The sequence below is a fragment of the Prevotella rectalis genome (genome assembly GCF_900607215.1).
Taxonomy (GTDB): Bacteria; Bacteroidota; Bacteroidia; order Bacteroidales; family Bacteroidaceae; genus Prevotella; species Prevotella brunnea.
Window position 1 is genome coordinate 811,585 of the sequence record NZ_LR027822.1, and the last position, 21,375, is coordinate 832,959.

General features: G+C 48.5%; 16 protein-coding genes and 2 pseudogenes. 14 read left to right on the forward strand and 4 right to left on the reverse strand.

The window, feature by feature from the left end:
* Positions 1–17: 17 nt before the first annotated feature.
* Positions 18–560 carry a 2-oxoacid:ferredoxin oxidoreductase subunit gamma family protein gene (locus tag E0E16_RS11695; RefSeq protein ID WP_130830431.1) on the forward strand — a complete coding sequence of 181 codons (543 nt, stop codon included), beginning with the start codon at positions 18–20 and terminating at the stop codon, positions 558–560.
* Positions 561–648: 88 nt separating this feature from the next.
* Here the strand turns inward: E0E16_RS11695 and E0E16_RS11700 are convergent, their stop codons facing one another.
* Complete coding sequence (locus E0E16_RS11700; protein ID WP_130830432.1) at positions 649–1,071, reverse strand: HU family DNA-binding protein; 423 nt, start codon at positions 1,069–1,071, stop codon at positions 649–651.
* 545 nt (positions 1,072–1,616) lie between these two features.
* Here E0E16_RS11700 and E0E16_RS11705 point away from each other — a divergent pair.
* On the forward strand, positions 1,617–2,141 hold the full coding sequence (locus E0E16_RS11705; protein ID WP_130830433.1) for a calycin-like domain-containing protein: 525 nt from the start codon (positions 1,617–1,619) through the stop codon (positions 2,139–2,141).
* Positions 2,142–2,554: 413 nt separating this feature from the next.
* On the opposite strand, the gene E0E16_RS11710 is transcribed toward E0E16_RS11705, so the two are convergent.
* A complete protein-coding gene (locus E0E16_RS11710) occupies positions 2,555–3,562 on the reverse strand; it encodes an aspartate-semialdehyde dehydrogenase (protein ID WP_130830434.1) in 1,008 nt (335 codons plus the stop codon).
* A 362-nt stretch (positions 3,563–3,924) separates the two neighbouring features.
* Between E0E16_RS11710 and E0E16_RS11720 the strand changes: the two genes are divergently transcribed.
* Both E0E16_RS11720 and E0E16_RS11725 read left to right on the forward strand, forming a co-directional pair.
* A complete protein-coding gene (locus E0E16_RS11720) occupies positions 3,925–5,160 on the forward strand; it encodes a site-specific integrase (protein ID WP_004291422.1) in 1,236 nt (411 codons plus the stop codon).
* Positions 5,161–5,171: 11 nt separating this feature from the next.
* Complete coding sequence (locus E0E16_RS11725; RefSeq protein WP_004291423.1) at positions 5,172–5,534, forward strand: hypothetical protein; 363 nt, start codon at positions 5,172–5,174, stop codon at positions 5,532–5,534.
* A gap of 77 nt (positions 5,535–5,611) precedes the next feature.
* Here the strand turns inward: E0E16_RS11725 and E0E16_RS11730 are convergent, their stop codons facing one another.
* Both E0E16_RS11730 and E0E16_RS11735 read right to left on the reverse strand, forming a co-directional pair.
* On the reverse strand, positions 5,612–5,917 hold the full coding sequence (locus E0E16_RS11730) for a helix-turn-helix domain-containing protein (protein WP_004291424.1): 306 nt from the start codon (positions 5,915–5,917) through the stop codon (positions 5,612–5,614).
* A gap of 31 nt (positions 5,918–5,948) precedes the next feature.
* The gene (locus E0E16_RS11735) at positions 5,949–6,248 is read right to left on the reverse strand and encodes a helix-turn-helix domain-containing protein (protein WP_004291426.1); all 300 of its coding nucleotides are present in this window, start codon (positions 6,246–6,248) and stop codon (positions 5,949–5,951) included.
* A 138-nt stretch (positions 6,249–6,386) separates the two neighbouring features.
* Between E0E16_RS11735 and E0E16_RS11745 the strand changes: the two genes are divergently transcribed.
* The 10 genes and pseudogenes from E0E16_RS11745 to E0E16_RS13985 form a co-directional block, all read left to right on the forward strand.
* Positions 6,387–6,812, forward strand: coding sequence for a helix-turn-helix domain-containing protein (locus E0E16_RS11745; protein WP_004291432.1), 426 nt, complete (start codon positions 6,387–6,389; stop codon positions 6,810–6,812).
* Positions 6,813–6,815: 3 nt separating this feature from the next.
* Positions 6,816–7,166 (forward strand): helix-turn-helix domain-containing protein, encoded by a 351-nt coding sequence (locus tag E0E16_RS11750; RefSeq protein ID WP_004291454.1) that lies wholly within the window; start codon positions 6,816–6,818, stop codon positions 7,164–7,166.
* Positions 7,167–7,186: 20 nt separating this feature from the next.
* Entirely contained in the window at positions 7,187–8,758 is a 1,572-nt protein-coding gene (locus E0E16_RS11755; protein ID WP_004291455.1) for a DUF3945 domain-containing protein, read from the forward strand.
* Positions 8,759–8,818: 60 nt separating this feature from the next.
* Positions 8,819–10,906 (forward strand): type IA DNA topoisomerase, encoded by a 2,088-nt coding sequence (locus E0E16_RS11760; RefSeq protein WP_004291456.1) that lies wholly within the window; start codon positions 8,819–8,821, stop codon positions 10,904–10,906.
* Between the two features lie 27 nt (positions 10,907–10,933).
* Entirely contained in the window at positions 10,934–11,521 is a 588-nt protein-coding gene (locus E0E16_RS11765; protein ID WP_004291461.1) for a DUF1896 domain-containing protein, read from the forward strand.
* Positions 11,511–15,785, forward strand: a pseudogene (locus E0E16_RS11770) (helicase-like domain-containing protein); the annotation flags it as partial. The gene E0E16_RS11765 and the pseudogene E0E16_RS11770, both read left to right, overlap by 11 nt.
* 343 nt (positions 15,786–16,128) lie before the next feature.
* Entirely contained in the window at positions 16,129–16,305 is a 177-nt protein-coding gene (locus E0E16_RS13710) for a hypothetical protein (protein ID WP_165444231.1), read from the forward strand.
* A gap of 272 nt (positions 16,306–16,577) precedes the next feature.
* Positions 16,578–18,905: an outer membrane beta-barrel protein gene (locus tag E0E16_RS11775; protein WP_130830436.1), complete on the forward strand. Its 2,328-nt coding sequence runs from the start codon at positions 16,578–16,580 to the stop codon at positions 18,903–18,905.
* A gap of 57 nt (positions 18,906–18,962) precedes the next feature.
* Positions 18,963–21,176, forward strand: a complete 2,214-nt coding sequence (locus E0E16_RS11780) for a peptidase domain-containing ABC transporter (protein ID WP_130830437.1) — start codon at positions 18,963–18,965, stop codon at positions 21,174–21,176.
* Position 21,177: 1 nt separating this feature from the next.
* Positions 21,178–21,375, forward strand: a pseudogene (locus E0E16_RS13985) (hypothetical protein); the annotation flags it as partial.

Sequence of the window (21,375 nt, forward strand, 5' to 3'; positions counted from 1 at the left end):
CATTAAACTTTTGGCACATGAAAAAGGAAATTATTATTAGTGGCTTTGGAGGTCAGGGCGTACTTTCCATGGGTAAAATCTTGGCTTATTCCGGTTTAATGGAAAATAAGGAAGTTACTTGGATGCCTGCTTACGGTCCGGAACAGCGAGGTGGCACCGCCAATGTAACGGTAATTATCAGCGATGAGCGCATTTCCTCTCCGATTCTCAGCAAATATGATGTCGCAATTGTGCTCAACCAGCCTTCGTTGGATAAGTTTGAACCGAAAATCAAGCCGGGTGGCATCCTCATCTATGACGGATATGGAGTGATAACGCCTCCCACACGCAAGGATATCCGGGTTTATCGGATTGATGCGATGAACAAGGCGGCAGAGATGAAAAACTCAAAAGTCTTCAACATGATTGTCTTGGGTGGACTGCTGAAGGTCTGCTCCGTAGTCAGTACAGACGGATTGAAGAAAGCTTTGTACAAGACATTGCCGGAAAGGCATCACCACTTGATACCATTAAACATGGAGGCAGTGGAAGAAGGCAAAAGGCTGATTGCAGAAGAATAATTCTATCGTTATCATCGATTTCGATAAGAAAACAAGAGCAAATGGGGGGTAATGGGTCATCATTATCCCCCTCCTTTATATTTTCAAGCTATTCCTCGTCTTCAGAATCAGCCCAAACCACCTGCACGCCTGAAGCAAAATCCTGCTTACTCTTGCGCGTAAGAGGGTCGCGCCGACTGGCAGGAAGGAATTTACACTTTATGCCGGTAATGTTCTTTTTTATGTCGAAGTCTTCCTTATTAGTTACCGGCTCACTCTCCACCGTAAGGTGAAATCGTCCCAATCCGTCCAGCACTACGGTGTTCCCCAAGCTGAGATTGTAACTTATTTCATCCACTAAGGCCATGATGATACCCGTTACCTCACCACGCGTAAACGAAGTATTCTCCTGAATGGAAGCAGCCAGATTCTCTGTGGTCGTCACACCGTTGCTCACCACGCGTGCATGCCATTTCCCCTCACTCTTTTTTTCCTTGAATTTGCTCTGTTGCAAACGTATGCTGATTGCCATATCGCTAAAGATTTTAAAATTAAAAACTCATATCATCATTGCAAAGATAAACATTTATATGAAATTACCAATGTGTAATATAGTTTATTTTTAGTTCTTGCATAAATTATATTATCTCGTCATGACGAAAGCAAGACAATCGTTCCTACGCTTTCATAGGAGCGACTACACAACGATGGTTCACAACAGTGGCACAGAATATTCATTCGGAAAGATTTTTTATACAATCGCCGAGCACCTCCTACTTTTTTTAACGAAAGCCGGAACAAAAGGGTTTGGAATGTTAGAAAATGATTATTTTATTACACAAATACTACAAAATAGTTCATTTTAATACCATTTATGGAGAATTTCTTACGATTTAAGCAGATTTCTACAAACAAACCTATAAAAATAATAAAAAACATGGAGCTTTTTCGTTTTTTGTTTAAAGCATTTTATCTTTGCAAGCACAGAACAAGTTGCATAATGTTACAGTTTCCGGAAACAGCTTTAACCACAAGCAATCTGTTTAATTGATTTAATAACAAATTAAAAACAAAAGTATGAAAAGACTAATAATGATGTTTGCAGCCGTAGCGATGATCTGCGGTCAGACGAAAGCTCAAGAGGTAAACGACAATGTGTCCGGCACATATTCGGGTAATTTCTACACTGTGGTGAAAGCCACCGAGGAAGTACAGAGCGATGCTTATTCCGGGACCATACAAATAATTGCCAACGAGGACGGAAGCAGCTGTTCAATGGAGCTGAGCGGATTTGCCACAAAAGAGAGTACCTTCAACAGCGTGAAACTCGACAACGTGAAACTTGAAACGGCAGCCGATGGCAATAAGACCATTACGTTCGACCCACTATCGGTACAGCTCACGACACAAGACGGAAAGACGTATGACGGAAAGATAATCCCGGCGGGAAATGAGAACAGCATTAAGGGGAACAGCCTTTCGCTTGTCATGATGTTCCCACTTTCTGAGTCGGAGAAGCTCTTCATCTATTTCAACGGAACAAAACCGACAACCGAACAGCCCGTGCAATCAGAAGAACCGCAAGAAACAATGCCGGAATAAACCTGACATATTTGAATGGCAATGTTTCGTAAAAGAATCGAATTTCAACCACCTGTGGGTTTTCACTCACAGGTGATTTTTTTGTCGCAAACTGACGCCAAAACGCTGACATATCCACGTTCCCATTCCAAACTCTCACCTTTTGCTCTCCAAAAGCTTACCTTTTGCAGGACAAAAGGTAAGCTTTTGACACGCAAAAGGCAAGCTTTTAAAAGCACCTCGCTAAGACCTTGAACATCTGATAGTTACAAACAGGTATAAAACGGTGATTAATCAAGCACGTTATCCTGTTTTGAAGGGCTGAAACCAACTCCATTCAGAACCATAAAATTTTACAGGAAAAAGGCTCATAGCCGAATCGCCACGAGCCCGATTAAATCCACAGTGTTGTAAACTCAAAAGAAGTTCTGCACTTACTTTCCGGATTTGAGCAAATATTCGGCTATCTGAACTGCGTTCAGTGCCGCACCTTTCCTTATTTGGTCGCCCGTAAGCCAAAGCGTGATGCCGTTTTCCGCTGCCAAGTCCTTGCGCACGCGCCCCACATAGACATCGTCTTTGCCTGCGCTTTCGAGTGGCATGGGATAGACGTAATGTTGTGGGTCATCCACAAGAGTTACGCCGGGAGCTGCTTCAAGAACCTTGCGAACCGCTTCCACTTCCAAAGGAGCTTCGGTTTCCAACCAAACGGCTTCCGAATGACTGCGAAGAGAGGAAACGCGAACGCATGTGGCTGCCGTGCGTACATCCGAATGCATGATTTTTTGTGTTTCGTAATACATCTTCATCTCTTCCTTCGTATAGTCGGTATCGGTCATCTTGTCAATTTGCGGAATGACGTTGTAAGCCAACTGATGTGGGAATTTTTCCACAGTCTTCACCTTTCCGTCCTCCACCAATTCCTTATATTGCTGTTGCAGTTCGCTCATGGCAGCCGCACCCGCTCCGGAAGCACTCTGATAGCTGCTCACGCGCACTTTTCTGATGTGGCTGAGTCGCTCGATGGGATTCAGCGCCACTACCATCATGATGGTGGTACAGTTGGGGTTGGCAATGATGCCGCGTGGATGGTTCAAAGCATCCTCCGCGTTAATCTCCGGTACCACCAATGGCACATCGGCATCCATGCGAAACTGGCTGGAATTATCGATCATCACCGCACCATACTTGGTTATGGTTTCTGCAAACTCCGCCGATGTGCTGCCGCCGGCACTGGTGAAAGCTATGTTCACATCCTTAAAGTCATCGTTGTGGCGAAGTTCTTTCACCTCGTATTCCTTACCCCTGAATGTGTATTTGCGACCTGCCGAACGTTTTGAGCCAAAAAGCACAATATCGTCGAGCGGAAAATTTCTCTCTTCCAAGATGCCGAGAAGCTCCTGCCCCACAGCTCCACTGGCTCCAACAATTGCTACTTTCATTATCCTTATCCTTTTATTAAAAACTTTTCTTTTGCAAAGTTACTACAAAAAAGTGAAATGCGGAAAGATATAGTGATAGAATTGAGTTACAAGGGTTTTGGTTGAAGTGGCGATAATCCGTGAAGCCATTACAATCCCTGCCGAAGCCAAATCCTGACGCCGCTACGTTACTTGTTCGTAACCATGCCCGAAAATGCGACAAACGGGTACGAATAGCGAAACAAGGCTCTAAGGAATAGTGAGTTATCCATAACTCATGCGAAAAATCAGGTTACGGAAAAAGATTGCGCCGTTCCTCCCCGTTTTGCGTACCAACACCGGACTCTTCACCAACTAATTTTGAAACCCAAAAATTAAGGACAATGAAGAGTACATTTTCAGTAATCTACTACCTCAAGCGTCAGGTAGTGAAAAAGGACGGGACAGTTCCCGTCATGGGACGCATCACGGTGGACGGCAGCCAGACACAGTTCAGCTGCAAACTGACTGTCGATCCGAAACTGTGGGACACCAAAGGTGGACGTGTCACGGGCAGAAGCACGGCGGCACTCGAAACGAACCGTATGCTTGACAAGATGCGGGTACGCATCAACAGGCATTATCAGGAAATCATGGAGCGTGACAACTTCGTCACGGCGGAGAAGGTGAAGAACGCCTTTCTCGGACTGGAACACCGCTACCACACGCTGATGCAGGTGTTCCGCCAGCACAACGAGGACTACGAGAAGCAGGTGGAGGCAGGCATGAAAGCCAAAGGCACGCTGCTGAAGTACCGCACCGTTTACAAGCACATGCAAGAGTTCCTCGACATCCGCTACCATGTGAAGGACATCGCCCTAAAAGAGCTTACCCCGGCTTTCATCTCCGACTTCGAGATGTTCCTGCGCACGGACAAGCACTGCTGCACCAATACCGTGTGGCTGTACGTCTGCCCGTTACGGACGATGGTATTCATCGCCATCAACAACGAGTGGCTGACGCGCGACCCGTTCCGCGAGTATGAAATCAAGAAGGAGGAAACAACACGCAGTTTCCTGACCAAAGATGAGATCCGCCTGCTGATGGAGGGGAAACTGAAAAACGCCAAACAGGAATTGTACCGCGACCTCTACCTGTTCTGCGCCTTCACGGGGCTGTCGTTCGCGGATATGCGCAACCTTACGGAAGAGAATATCCGCACCTACTTCGACGAACACGAGTGGATAAACATCAACCGCCAGAAAACGGGCGTGGTGTCCAACATCCGCCTGCTCGACATCGCCAACCGCATAATCGGCAAATACCGGGGACTGTGCGGGGACGGCAGGATATTTCCCGTTCCGCATTATAACACGTGCCTTGCCGGTATCCGTGCCGTCGCCAAGCGTTGCGGCATCACCAAGCATATCACGTGGCATCAGAGCCGCCACACGGCAGCCACGACGATATTCCTCTCCAACGGTGTTCCCATCGAAACGGTCAGCTCCATGCTCGGACACAAGAGCATAAAGACGACGCAGATTTACGCAAAGATAACCAAAGAGAAGCTCAATCAGGACATGGAGAACCTTGCCGCAAGATTGAACGGCGTCGAGGAATTTGCAGGTTGCACCATCTAAAAAGAAAAGCCATGAAACGTGACACAATCATCATCGAGGACAAGGCAGTCAGCGTAACCGGTAACGACGTGTGGATGACCGCCACCGAAATAGCCGGATTGTTCCATACGACCGTCCCGGCAGTGAACGCCGCCATCAGAGCCGTCCGCAAGTCGGACGTGCTGAACGACTACGAGGTGTGCCGCTACATGCAGCTTGAAAACGGGCTGCACGCGGACGTGTACGCCCTTGAAATCATCATCCCGGTCGCTTTCAGGGTGAATACCTACAACACCCACCTGTTCCGCACATGGCTGGTGGGAAAGGCACTCTCACAAGAGAAACGGCAGACATACGTGATGTTCATACAGAACGGAAAAGCCGGGTATTGCTGATTGCACATACCCCATAAGACAAGTAAACGGGTAGCACCACAAAAGGTGTCACCCGTTTACTTTTTCATGAAACCGCCTCACTCCAGCGGCTTGCGGTAGTTCGCTTCCAGTACCCCGCGCAGCCCCGTTTCCGGGTAAAGCACCTTCCCTCCCAAAAGTATGAAGGGCAACACGCGGTTGTTGCGGTATTCCTGCAAGGTGCGCCGGCTCACACGGAGCAGTTCCGACACCTCGCCGTCCGTCAGGTAACGTTCCCCGTCCAGCGGAGGACGGTAGCTTTCCAGAAATGCGGACAGCCATTTCGAGCCTTTGCGCATATCCTGCACCACAGAGGCTATCGGCTCGTCTTCCATCGTAAAAACATCGTTGTTCTCGTTCATCATAACTTCGGATTCAGTGGGTGAATAAATCAAATCATCTGCCGTGCGGATAGAGCGTGCCGACAAGCGGTATCAGCCGCTTCACCTCCTCTGGCTTGTAATAGAACCTGCGGTTTATCTGCGAGTAGCCGATAAGCCGCCTGTCACGCAGCGTCTGCAACGTGCGCGGGCTTATTCTCAACTGCCCGCAGACCTCCTCGCCCGTGAGCCATCTTTCCATGCGCCCCGTGTCGCTTTTGCGCCTCAGGGCGGCGACCTTCTCCGAGAGTGCGCCGAATGCCGCCACCATCATCTCGAAAGTCTTTTTCTCGATAGATACTATTTCCATATTCATGTCATTTAGAGTTTGCCGCAAAGGTAACGAAACGGCATACAAGACGTATCGTTTTCCGCTGAAAGGCTGCCTGTTGCGCCGTTTGACCGGGTTACGGAGCCATCTTCCGCAAAAATCTTACGTGAGTCACGTAGTGAGTTGTTAAAGCCCCTTTTGTTTATTGCCGAATTTTGTCGCAGAAACAAAAAGAAAGGACTGAACATGAAAGTGATAACAATGGAAAGTTCCGCCTACAAGGAGATGATGGCGCAGATTGCGAACATCGCAGGGTACATCCGCGAGGCAAGGGACGAGAAGAAACGGAAGCGGGAAACCGAAGACAAGCTGCTTGACACGGCACAGGCGGCGAAGATGCTCAACGTGAGCAAGCGCACCATGCAGCGTATGCGCACCGACCACCGTATCGAGTATGTGGTGGTACGCGGAAGCTGCCGCTACCGCCTTTCCGAGATACTGCGGCTATTGGAGGACAACACAGTAAGGAACGAGGAAGGGACAATAGACACCCTGTTCCACAACCACACGCTGCGCACGGGCGGCAAACCAAAAGGAAGGAGGACATAGGTCATGGAACTGCTCACACGAAACAACTTCGAGGGCTGGATGCAGAAGCTGATGGAACGGCTCGACCGTCAGGACGAACTGCTGCTGGCGATGAAGGCTGAGGGGAAACAGCCCACTATCACGGAAAGCATCCGCCTTTTCGACAATCAGGATTTGTGCATGTTGCTCCAGATAAGCAAACGCACCCTCCAACGCTACCGCAGCGTAGGCGCATTGCCCTACAAGACGCTGGGCAAGAAGACCTATTACAGCGAGGAGGACGTGCTGACATTCCTTTCCAACCATATCAAGGACTTCAAAAAGGAAGATATAGCCTTCTACAAGGCTCGTATCCATAATTTCTTTCATAAATAACCCATTAAAACATTTTTCAGATGGCAAAGAAAAAAGACGAAAAGGACGTGCTGGTAGTCCGTGACGAGAAGACAGGCGAGATCAGCGTGGTAGCCGGGCTGAACGCGGACGGCACACCCAAGCGCACCCCCGCAAAAGCGGAGAACGCGCAGAGTTTCCTGCAATTCGACCGACATGGCGACGTGCTGGACAACTTCTTCAAGAACTTCTTCCGGCAGTGCAAGGAACCCAGCCGCTTCGGTTTCTACCGCATTGCGGCAGACCAAGCTGAAAATCTCTTAGAGGTGATGAAGCAACTGCTGAAAGACCCCGAAGCGAACAAGGAGCTGCTCGCCCCTCACAAGGTGGACACCTCCGACTATGAGAAGAAGGTGCAGGAAGAGATGGCAGCACAACAGACAGAGAAACAAGAACCTCAAAAACAGGAGAACATGGAACAACGGAAAGAACAGCAACAGGACAAATCCGAACAGATGCAGGGCAAACGTGGCTACCAGCCCATCGACGAGAGTAAAATCAACTGGCAGGAGCTGGAGGACAGATGGGGCGTAAAGCGGGACAACCTTGAAAAGTCCGGCGACCTTACGAAGATGCTCAACTATGGCAAGTCCGACTTGGTAAAGGTCAAACCGACCTTCGGCGGCGAATCATTCGAGCTGGACGCCCGCCTCTCCTTCAAGAAGGACGGTGAGGGAAACATCAGCCTCGTGCCGCACTTCATCCGCAAGGAGCAGAAGCTGGATGAGTACAAGGAACACAAATTCTCCGACAATGACCGGAAGAACCTCCGCGAAACGGGCAATCTCGGTAGGGTCGTGGACATTGTGGACAGGGAAACGGGCGAGATCATCCCCTCCTACATCAGCATCGACCGCAAGACGAATGAAATCACGGACATTCCGGCAAGCAGGGTGCGCATCCCGGAGCGCATCGGCAAGACGGAAATCACCACGCAGGAGCGGGACATGCTCCGCGCCGGACTGCCCGTACGCGACAAGCTCATCGAGCGCAACGACGGCAGAAAGTTCGTCACCACCCTGCAAGTGAACGTGGAGCAGCGCGGCGTGGAGTTCGTGCCGGGAACCGGCAAGTCGCCCCGTACCGCACAGACACAGGAAACCAAAGGCGACACATCGAAAAGTCAGGCGCAGGGCGGGGAAAATGCCGCACAGACCAAGAAGGAGCAACGCCGCAACACGTGGACGAACGAGGACGGCAGCATCCGCCCCATCAGCAAATGGAGCGGCGTGAGCTTCACCGACCAGCAGAAAGCCGACTATGTGGCGGGTAAAGCCGTGAAGCTGGAGAACGTGACCGACAAGCAGGGCTTCCATGCCACGATGTATATCAAGTTCAACCCGGAGAAGGGACGCCCGTACCGCTACGACACGAACCCTGACAATGCACAGCAGGTTGCTCCGTCCAACGAGAGCCGCACGCAGGTGGCGGTGAACAACGATGGCAAGACCAACGAGGCTACAAAGAATCTGAGAGAGCCGTTGCAGAAAGGTCAGACCAACCCGAAGGACGCCCGCCAGCAACAGCAGCAGGAGAAGCCGCAGAAGAAAACGGGCAAGGGCATGAAAATGTAATCCCGTGTCCGCCACTGAATCCAAAATAAAATCCAAAGTATCAACAAAAAAGAAGAAGACATGAAGACAATCATTGCAGAAAAGCCCTCCGTGGCACGTGAAATCGCCCGCATCGTGGGCGCGACAAAGAGAGAGGAAGGATATTTCGAGGGAGGCGGTTATGCCGTGACATGGGCATTCGGACACCTCGTTCAGCTTGCCATGCCCGACGGCTACGGCGTGCGCGGATTTGTCCGTGACAACCTCCCGATTATTCCCGACACATTCACGCTCGTCCCCCGTCAGGTCAGGACGGAGAAAGGTTACAAGCCCGACAGCGGCGTGGTGTCGCAGATAAAAGTCATCAAAAGACTGTTCGACACAAGCGAACATATCATCGTGGCGACCGATGCCGGACGCGAGGGAGAGCTTATCTTCCGCTACCTCTACCACTATACGGGTTGCACCACTCCTTTCGTGCGCCTGTGGATCAGCTCTCTCACCGACAAAGCTATCCGCGAGGGACTGCGGAAACTCGAAGACGGCAGCAAATACGACAACCTCTACCTCGCCGCCAAAGCGCGGAGCGAATCCGACTGGCTCGTGGGCATCAACGGCACACAGGCGTTATCCATCGCCGCCGGACACGGCACGTATTCCGTGGGGCGGGTGCAGACACCAACGTTGGCTATGGTATGTGAACGCTACTGGGAGAACCGCCGCTTTACGTCCGAAGCATTCTGGCAGCTCCATATCGCAACGGACGGTTGCGACGGCGAAGTCGTGAAATTCTCATCCTCCGAGAAATGGAAAGAGAAAGAACCGGCGATGGAACTATATAATAAGGTAAAGGCGGCAGGTTGCGCCACTGTCACGAAAGCCGAGCGCAAGGAGAAGACGGAGGAAACTCCCTTGCTCTACGACCTGACCACGCTCCAGAAAGAAGCCAACGCCAAGCACGGCTTCACGGCGGAACAGACGCTTGAAATCGCGCAGAAACTCTACGAAAAGAAGTTGATAACCTATCCGAGAACGGGAAGCCGCTACATCCCCGAAGACGTGTTTGCCGAAATTCCCAAACTGCTCGCTTTCATCGGCACACAGCCCGAATGGAAAGACAAGGTGCGGGCAAAAGCCGCCCCGACACGCCGCAGCGTGGACGACGGCAAGGTGACAGACCACCATGCCCTGCTCGTCACGGGTGAGAAACCGCTCTTCCTCTCCAAAGAGGACAATACCATCTATCAGATGATTGCCGGGCGCATGGTCGAGGCATTCTCTGAGAAATGCGTCAAGGATGTGACCACTGTCACGGCGGAATGTGCCGGAGTGGAGTTTACCGTAAAAGGCAGCGTCGTGAAGCAAACCGGATGGCGTGCCGTCTATGGCGAGGAAAAAGAGGAAATTACCATCCCCGGCTGGCAGGAAGGCGACACGCTGACACCGAAAGGCTCGTCCATTACCGAAGGAAAGACCAAACCCAAGCCGCTGCATACCGAAGCCACCCTGCTCTCGGCAATGGAAACGGCGGGCAAGGAAATTGAGGACGACGCACTGCGGCAGGCGATGAAGGACTGTGGCATCGGTACTCCCGCCACACGCGCCTCCATCATCGAAACGCTTTTCAAGCGCGGTTACATGGAACGCTGCAAGAAGTCGCTTGTTCCCACCGAAAAAGGACTTGCCCTCAATTCCGTCGTCAAGACGATGCGCATCGCCGATGTTGCCATGACGGGCGAATGGGAAAAGGAGCTGGCGCGTATCGAGCGCGGGGAACTGTCCGACGACACCTTCCGCAAGGAGATAGAGGCGTACACACGTGAGATAACCTCCGAACTGATCTCGTGCGACAAGCTCTTCGGCAGCCGTGACTCCGGCTGCGCGTGTCCCAAGTGTGGCACGGGCAGGATGCGGTTCTACGGCAAGGTGGTACGCTGCGACAACACGGAGTGCGGACTGCCCGTGTTCCGGCTGAAAGCGGGACGCACCCTGTCCGACGATGAAATCAAAGACCTGCTCACCGAAGGGCATACCAAGCTGCTCAAAGGGTTCAAGAGCAAACAGGGCAAGAGTTTCGATGCTGTTGTCGCCTTTGACGGGGAATATAACACGACTTTTGTGTTCCCGGAGGCTAAAAAGGACAAGAAATTTTCAGGACGGAAGAAATAGTATTAACTTTGCCACTTGTTCAGAGTAATGAATTGTTCTTCGATACCGGATTACACTCATACTTTGGATTTAGTGGTGGCACTCGGAGGGATACCGAGTGCCTTTTTCTTCCTTTTTCCAACCGATTATCCCGTTAATTATCAATCCGCTAAATCCAAAGTAATGAACAACAAGAAGAAAAACGAGGGTCAGACCGACTTTTCCTATTACGGTCTGTACCTGCTGGACTATCTCCGCACGAACAAGTTTGAACAGGCTGACGACACCGCTTTCATACGGGAACGGGCCGACCGTGCCGCCGAAACGTATGAGAGGGCACGGCTTGAAGGCTATCCCGCCGATGGTGCGCAGGAACTGGCGATGGACACGCTGCTGCGCGGGCTGCATTATTCCCGTTACGCCATCCTCCGCGAAGTCGTGGAAAACGAGTTTGCCGATGAAGTGCCGGAAGAGAAGCGTGAAGCCTTTGTCCTGAAACTGCTGCCGCTTGTCGGCAACGTGTTCTCCGTCTATGACCTCTCGGATGACAATTTCGCCCTGTCTTCCGATTACGACCTGCTCTACACGGAGCTGACGGGAGCAACCGTCCTTTACTTAGACGAATATGGCGTTTAACCGCAAACAGAAACTGCGGGACAACATCGAGGCGATACGGACGGCATTCATCCTTGACAGGGAAAATAGGACAGCGACAACCGAAGAGCGTGCCATACTTCAAAGGTACTGCGGTTTCGGCGGTCTGAAATGTATCCTCAACCCTGCAAAGGAACTGACGGATGCCGTCCGGTGGGCGAAATCCGACCTCGAACTGTTCGCCCCGACGGTGGAGCTGCACAGGCTTATCCGTGAGAACAGCAAGGACGAAACAGAGTACAAGCGGTTTGTGGATTCGCTGAAAGCGTCCGTGCTGACCGCTTTCTACACCCCCAAAGAGATAACCGACACCATCGCGGACGTGCTGGCAGATTACAGCGTCCGCCCCGCCCGTATGCTCGAACCGTCGGCAGGTGTCGGCGTGTTCGTGGATTCCATGCTGCGGCACAGCCCCAATGCGGATGTGATGGCTTTCGAGAAGGATCTGCTCACGGGTACAATCTTGAGGCATCTCTATCCCGACCAGAAAATGCGCACCTGCGGTTTTGAGAAAATCGAAAGACCGTTCAACAATTATTTCGACTTGGCGGTGTCCAACATTCCGTTCGGTGACATTGCCGTGTTCGACGCGGAGTTTCAGCGGAGCGACTCTTTCGGCAGACGCTCCGCCCAGAAAACCATCCACAACTATTTCTTTCTCAAAGGACTGGATGCCGTGCGTGACGGCGGTATCGTGGCGTTCATCACCTCGCAAGGGGTATTGAATAGCACCAAGACCTCCGTGCGTAACGAGCTGTTCAGTCAGGCCAATCTGGTATCCGCGATACGCCTGCCCAACAACCTGTTCACGGACAACGCGGGCACGGAGGTGGGCAGTGACCTGATTGTCCTGCAAAAGAACCTCAGCAAGAAGGAAATGTCGCAGGACGAGCGGCTGATGACCGTGATACAGACGGACACGAAAACCGCCCTGACCGACAACGCCTATTTCATCCACCACCCGGAACGCATCGTGCATACGATGGCGAAACTTGACACAGACCCCTACGGGAAGCCCGCTATGGTTTATCTGCACGAGGGCAAGGCAGCAGGCATCGCCGGGGATTTGCGCCGTATGCTCGACGAGGATTTCCATTACAGGCTTGCCATGCGCTTGTATTCGGGTTCAATCCGGCAGGCAGGAACGGAAGAAAAAGTTGCCGTTCAAAATAAAGTAGAGCGTCCTGCCATAAAATTGGAAACAGTATCCTCGGCGCAGACGGTGGAAACTCCGACAGAAAAGCCGCAACCCGCAGATGAAAAGCCGGAGATAGAACCGCGCCCGCAATATTCCGCAGGCGTGCAGCTCACCCTGCTTGACCTCTGGGGGATGACGGAAGAGGTCAGCCAACCGAAAACCTCCAAAAAGAAAAAGACGGTGAAAAAGGCAGTTACGGCAAAGTCCACTCCGCCCAAACCGAAAGTCACGGTTACACCGACAGCTCCAACTGCAAAACCCGCAATGGAGAATAAGGAGGTGAAAGCGGAGAACACCGCCAAGCCTGCCGACCCGGACGACATCTATGCCACACTGGACTGGGATACCAATCCTCCCATCAACGGTTTCTATGAAATGATGATGGGTTTGACGCCGGAGCGTAGGAAAGAACTTCGGGAACTGGCAAGGCAGCATAACGAGAAACAAGTGGCGGAAAAGACGGAAGTGAAAGCCGTGCCGGAAACTTCCCGTGAGCAGCCACGACAGGAGGAAACACAGCCGGAGGCAGTCGCCGCACCTGCCGTTACAGATACCCCATCGGAAGCGGTGGGGACTTTCCTTTTCCCCGACATCGAAGCGGAAAAGCCGAAGGAGGAAGTCGTGGACCTTTCTCCGCGTGCCTACCACCGCACGCCGGAGATGCACCTGCGCGAAGGGTCGCTGGTGGCTGACCGGGGGCGTCATAACATCGGCTACCTGAAAGACATCACGCCATACGGGGCGACATTCCAGCCGCTCGACCTGAAAGGATACCAGAAGGAAAAGGCGTTGTTGTATGTGTCGCTGCGTGACGCCTACGAGCGTCTGTACCGTTATGAATCGCTCCGGCGCGAGGCAAATGTTCCGTGGCGAGAGCATCTGAATACCTGTTACGATGAGTTTGTCATGCGCTACGGCAACCTCAACGCCAAGCAGAACGTGAAGTTAGTGATGATGGATGCGGGCGGGCGCGACATCCTTTCGCTGGAACGGATGGAAAACGGAAAGTTCGTCAAGGCGGACATCTTCGAGCATCCTGTTTCCTTCGCGGTGGAGAGCCATGCCAACGTAGGCTCTCCCGAAGAAGCCCTGTCTGCGTCGCTCAACAAATATGGTACGGTCAATCTCGACTATATGCGGGAGATAACCGACAGCACGGCGGAGGATTTGCTCACTGCCCTGCAAGGGCGCATCTACTACAATCCGCTCGTGACCGGTTACGAAATCAAAGACCGTTTCATCGCCGGAAATGTCATAGAGAAAGCGGAACGCATAGAGGCATGGATGGGTGACAATCCCGAAAATGAGCGTATGCCGGAGGTGAAGCAGGCGTTGGAGGCTCTGAAAGATGCCGAGCCGCAGCGCATCGCCTTCGAGGATCTGGACTTCAATTTCGGGGAACGCTGGATTCCGACGGGTGTCTATGCCGCCTACATGAGCCGGCTGTTCGACACGGAGGTGAAAATCGCCTATTCCGCAAGCATGGACGAGTTTTCGGTGGTGTGCGGCTACCGCACCATGAAAATCACGGACGAGTTTCTGGTGAAGGGGTATTACCGGAACTATGACGGTATGCACCTCCTAAAACACGCCCTGCACAACACCTGCCCTGACATGATGAAGTCCATCGGCAAGGACGAGCATGGCAACGACATCAAGATGCGCGACAGCGAGGGAATACAACTCGCCAACGCCAAGATTGACGAGATACGAAACGGCTTCTCCGAATGGCTCGAAGAGCAGTCGCCGCAGTTCAAGGAGCGGCTTGTGACGATGTATAACCGCAAGTTCAACTGTTTCGTGCGCCCGCGCTACGACGGCTCCCATCAGACCTTTCCCGACCTCAACCTGAAAGGGCTGGCAAGCCGGGGTATCAAGAGCGTCTATCCCTCACAGATGGATTGCGTCTGGATGTTGAAACAGAACGGCGGCGGAATTTGCGACCACGAGGTGGGAACCGGTAAGACGCTGATAATGTGCATCGCCGCGCATGAGATGAAGCGTCTGAATTTGGCACACAAGCCGATGATTATCGGGCTGAAAGCCAACGTTGCGGAGATTGCAGCCACCTATCAGGCGGCATATCCCAACGCACGTATTCTGTACGCTTCGGAGAAGGACTTTTCGACCGCCAACCGTGTGCGCTTCTTCAATAATATAAAGAACAACGACTACGATTGCGTCATCATGTCGCACGACCAGTTCGGCAAGATACCGCAGTCGCCGGAATTGCAGCAGCGCATCCTGCAAGCAGAGCTTGACACGGTGGAGGAAAACCTCGAAGTGCTACGGCAGCAGGGAAAGAACGTGTCGCGGGCGATGCTGAAAGGATTGGAGAAGCGCAAGCACAACCTTGAAGCGAAGCTGGAGAAGGTGGAACACGCCATAAAGTCACGCACGGACGACGTGGTGGATTTCAAGCAGATGGGCATCGACCACATCTTCATAGATGAGAGCCACCAGTTCAAGAATCTGACTTTCAACACGCGCCACGACCGTGTGGCGGGATTGGGAAACAGCGAGGGAAGCCAGAAGGCACTTAACATGCTCTTTGCCATACGCACCATACAGGAGCGCACAGGAAAAGACTTGGGTGCGACCTTCCTCTCCGGCACGACTATCAGCAACTCACTGACTGAATTGTACCTGCTGTTCAAGTACCTGCGCCCGAAGGAGCTGGAACGGCAGGACATAAGGTGTTTCGACGCTTGGGCGGCGATATTTGCCAAGAAGACGACGGATTTTGAATTTAACGTGACGAACAATGTGGTCCAGAAGGAGCGTTTCCGCTACTTCATCAAAGTGCCGGAGCTTGCCGCCTTCTATAATGAAATCACGGACTACCGCACGGCGGAGGATGTGGGCGTTGACCGTCCTGCCAAGAACGAGATACTGCACCATATACCGCCCACGCCGGAACAGGAGGACTTCATACAGAAACTGATGCAGTTCGCCAAGACGGGCGATGCCACCTTGTTGGGCAGGCTGCCGCTTTCGGAAACGGAAGAAAAGGCGAAGATGCTCATCGCCACGGACTATGCGCGCAAAAGATTCAAGAAATTTGTATCTTTCAGATAATCAACAAACTAAGAAAGAATAAAGGGAAAATGGGTTACGAGATGGAAACGAGCGAGTTTCTTTCCAATTCTTTATTCTGCATTACCTCAAAGAACATTTGATTTATAGTTGCAAAGATAGTCATTTCATTATGAAAAACGACACAAAACAATGAAAATTACAAAATATCGTGGTATAAATTTGTTTTTCTCGTTTTGTTTTTGTAATTTTGCCATTGGATGTTAGATATGCACACCATGCTAAACTCTGGCATTCAACTTAATTAATGGTTCGGAGATTACCGAGCCAAGTATAAACTTTATTCTGTTTAGTTATGAAAACATTAGCTTTAGAAGTCTTTTCAAAAGACGAAATGGGTTTTATCAATGGTGGCGGTGATGTAACTGCAACTAAAACCATTATCAATGCAGATGGTTCAACAACAACCATTACAACAACGATTAAGGATGATGGAAGTGTCATCATTGACAAAGTAACAACGAGACCTTAAGAGTTTCTGTGTCTGACTATGTTTTTTCTTATCATAGTCAGACATTTTATTTTTTTGGTTCTGCGGGATTTAGTGTGAATTAATATGCCGTATCCCGCATTAAGCGGCACGAAATTCGTATCTTTGTAGTCAGTATGAAGAAATCAAGACCATCGGCAGAGGATATGGTACTGCCGAACGCTATCGGATAGCGATTCTATTCTTCTGTGGTGGTCTAGACATATGTTAACTCACACTAATTACAGTAGAACCATTTTTTTATAACATTTGCGATGTTTCGTTATTTAGTTCTCATTTTCATTTTCTGCTTGCAATCTCAAGCAGTAATAATAGCTCAAGACACATTGATATTATCAGCTACCGTAGTTGATGAGACACAAGAGCCTTTACCCTATGCCACCGTGCTATTGATTACAGAAGAAGGAGAAATTTTAAAAAGTACAACTACCGATCCAAAAGGAATATTCAATATAAGCAAAGAAGGAACTGATGGTAAATTTATTGTTGTCAGGTTTATGGGGTATAAACAAGCACGAGTTTCGATTCCTCTTCCTACTGTTATTCAATTAGAACCAAATTCCAACACGTTGCAAGAAGTTATAGTTAAAGGGAAAAGAGCAGTTTATAAAGTTTCAGAAGGAACATTTGAAATAGATGTCTCAAAATCAGATTTAAAAAAATTACCCGAAGTTGCAGATATTCTTGCTTTTCTTCCAGGAATGTTGGAGACCGGTGGAAAAGTTGTACCTATATCAGGAGGCACGCCTTTGTATATATTGAATGGAGTAGAACAAAAATCATACGACAGAATCAGTGCGCTCCGTCCTGAACAAATAAAAACGGTAAATGTTAATTACTATCCACCAGCTAAATATTCGGCTCAATATGGTTGTATTATTTCTATTACAACAAACCAACAATTAACAGATTACTTTTCTGCACAGGTGGAACATAATTCTTTGTTCGGACGGCGCTACACAGAAGAGGATGTTTTGAGAATTTCCTTATCAAAAAAGAAATGGGATAATTTCTTGTCTTATAATTTTTCACACCTCAATGAAGATAATACAGGAACCAATCAATACGATATATTAACCCCTAAAGGAAAGATGGAGCGGTCTTCCATCTCTTACAACAATGAGATTCTTTCAAAGCCAGCCCACCATATTACCGAAAGCTTCAGTTACAGACCCAATCAAAAATTTGATATAACATTTCAAGGTGATGTAAATATCTCCAATAAGAAAGCTAAGAGCCAAGGAGATGAGTATAGTTATGAAAATGGTATAAATACACTAAATTCCAACACTCATCAAGATGAAAGTGGCTATAATATTTCTACCAATGCTGATTTGCTGGTAAATTATACAATGACAGATAAACAACAACTTTCTGTTTCTGCCGGTTACTTATACGCTAAAACGAAATCGGAGATAGATCTAGTATCAAATAGTAAAAATCGTTCTTGGATAAATGGTGAAAATGACTACAAAGCATTTAATACAAAGATAGAGTACGACTACAACTCGAAAAAGGGTTTCTCTCTAAATACGGGCTTTCAAGGAAATTCTATTCTGAACAAAGGCTATTCAAATTATATTTTTGAGAATAATACGACTCCATTCTACAATATAACGAGTAATCTTCAAGACGATGAACTCAGTTTGTTTGCAACTATAAATCAAAAATGGGATAAACTCTTCATCACCGCAGGGGTAAGAGGAAGCATTTTTCATTCCAAATATGAGCAAAATAAAACAAATAGTATTACTGATACATACTTTAAGCTCTTTCCTCGCATAACAGCTCAATGGCAGATAAATTCCGAATTGCTATTCATTGGAAGTATTATTACACAGAATTCACGACCAATGTTTAGGGATATTTCCCCTCTTTTGCATTATATAAATCCTTATTTATTCGAAAAAGGTAATTCATCTCTTAAATCTAATGATAGATATATTTATTCCTTATCCATAGTATGGAAGAATAAATTTGTATTGCAGGGAAGATACATACATGACGCTAATGCTGTTTTGTGGAAATTCACTAAAAGTCCTGAATTAAATGATGCTCTATTGAATTCCCCCATCAATGTAGATTACAATACATGGTTGTTTAATGCAAGTTATTCAGATAAATTCGGAATATATAGATTTGCCTATAATGCTTCATTTCGTTATATTCCAACAAAGTTCAAATACTTAGATACTTATGCACCTAGAAATTCAAAGATTACATTTACCATGGTCAATCAATTTGACATTACTAAACAAATGATGGCATCTATAGATTTGTCTTACTCTTCAAAAAATGGTTTCTTGGGAGTATTAGAATCACCTAAGTATGGTTTATCTTTTTGGATACGGCAAAATTTCTTCAAGGATAATCGTTTACAAATTATCTTGAGAGGTAATGACTTATTACATAAGTCTGTATCAAAAACAAATGTATTCATAGATAATATTAAAGTACAAACGACTCCAGATTTCGATAGTCGCTTTCTTTTATTGACCGTTAAATACACATTCAATGGATTTAAGGACACATTTAGAAGATTGAACACCAATGAAGGTAATCAGAAACGATTGAATTTGTAGAGAGAATATTCTCATAATTTAATATTTAAATTTTAGTCTGGTTTTATACTATCATAAATGTACGCCTTAGTTAGACAACGTGATGCAAAAGATTGTGGACCATCTTGCTTAGCAATGATAGTTAAGCATTATGGTCACAATTTTAATATTAATTCAATTAGAAAAATTTGTGCATTAAATCGAGAGGGTGTTTCTTTGCTTGGTATTAGTAAGGCAGCAGAAATGCTAGGATTTAAGACTATTGGAGGTCGTTTAAGCTTCTCTACACTTACGTCTGAAGTCCCGTTGCCTTGCATTGTTCATTGGAGCCAAAATCACTTTATCGTTGTCTATAAGATAAAGAAACATAAGCAAGGGGGATACACTATTTATGTGGCAGACCCAGGAAAAGGATTAGTAACCTATACCAAGGAGGAATTCTGCGAGCATTGGGTTAGTACCAAGACAAACGGTGAAGAAAAAGGTATTGTACTGCTCCTCGAGCCGACAGAACAATTCTATGCTCAAAATGAAATAGAAACAGTACCGACTCAAAACCGAGTGAGATTTCTTTGGAGCTATCTCAAGAAGTACAAGCGTTTTTTCACGCAATTGATACTCGGTCTGTTGCTCGGCTCGCTTCTGCAACTAGTCTTCCCTTTCCTCACCCAAGCCATCGTTGATACGGGTATCGGAGGAAAGGATATCGGGTTCGTATGGTTGGTGCTGCTAGCTGAAATGACGCTCCTCTTCAGTCGAACAGCCATTGACTTTATCCGCTCAAAGATACTCCTGCACATCTCCACCCGTATCAATATCTCGCTTATCTCGGATTTCTTTATTAAACTGATGAAGTTACCGATGAAGTTCTTCGATACCAAGCTGATGGGCGACCTTTTGCAACGCATTGAAGACCATCGACGTGTTGAGCAGTTTCTTACCTCAAGCAGTCTGAGCCTACTCTTCTCTTTCTTCACATTTCTGGTCTTCGGTGTCGTTCTTGCAGTCTATAATCTCGGCATCTTCCTTGTCTTCTTGTTTGGGACATCGCTTTACGCAGGCTGGATCATCCTCTTCCTCAAAAAACGCAGACAGCTCGACTATAAATACTTCGAGCAGGCTGGACGCAACCGTAATGTAACCTACCAGCTCATTGGCGGTATGCAGGAAATCAAGCTGCAGGGATGCGAGCAGCGCAAACGTTGGGAATGGGAGGACGTACAAGCCGACCTGTTCAAGGTCAATCTGCAATCCTTGAACCTGCAGCAGATACAACAGGCAGGAAGCATCACCATCAACGAGGTAAAGAACATCCTCATTACCGTTCTTGCCGCCACTGCCGTGATACACGGAAATATGACGCTCGGTATGATGCTGGCGGTGCAGTACATCATCGGACAGCTCAACAGCCCTGTGGAACAACTTATTCAGTTTATCTACTCATGGCAAGACGTAAGCATCAGCCTTGACCGCATGAACGAAATCCACACCGAGACCAACGAGGAAAATGTCGAACGGACACGTACCGCCTATACGGACAAGACCACCAAAGGACATTCCCTCACGATAAAAGACCTATCCTTCAAATATGATATCTACAGTCCGAAAGATATTCTATCGAATATCAACCTCTCTATTCCCAACGGCAAGGTAACGGCAATCGTGGGAGCGAGTGGAAGCGGAAAGACAACGCTCGTAAAACTCCTTTTGGGATTCTATGAGCCACTGAATGGAAACATCGAGATAGGCAATGCCAATTTGAGTGAATACAACCTCGGCTGGTGGCGAAGCCAATGCGGTGCGGTGATGCAGGAGGGATATCTCTTCTCCGATACCATTGCGAGAAACATCGCAATATCTGACGATGAGCCCGACATCGAACGTATCCGCCATGCTGCCCGTGTGGCAAACATCGCTGACTACATCGAAGCCCTGCCTTTGGCTTACAACACGATGATAGGACAGGACGGACAGGGCATCAGTCAGGGACAACGACAACGCATTTTGATAGCAAGGGTAGTCTATAAGAATCCAATGTTTGTCTTTCTGGATGAAGCGACCAATGCCCTCGATGCCAACAATGAACGAGCCATTACAGAAAACCTCTCGGAGTTCTACAAGGGAAAAACAGTTGTAGTAGTGGCACACCGCCTTTCCACTGTTCGCGATGCCGACCAAATTGTAGTTTTGGATGAAGGTAAAATTGTAGAGGTAGGTACACACGAGGAACTGACTGCTAAACGTGGTAAATATTTTGCCTTAGTAAAGAATCAATTAGAACTTGGCAACTAATATGGAAGAAGAAAAGAAACCAGAACGAAGCTTTGAACTGCGTAGCGAAAAAGTTCGTAGTATCGTGGGACAGATACCCTCCTCGCTTATCCGTTATGGCATTACCGCCATCGGAATGGTGTTGCTCTGCCTTTTTGCTGTAGCCTATTTCCTGCCCTATAAACAAGTATATTCGGGTACGGCTACCATACACAAAACG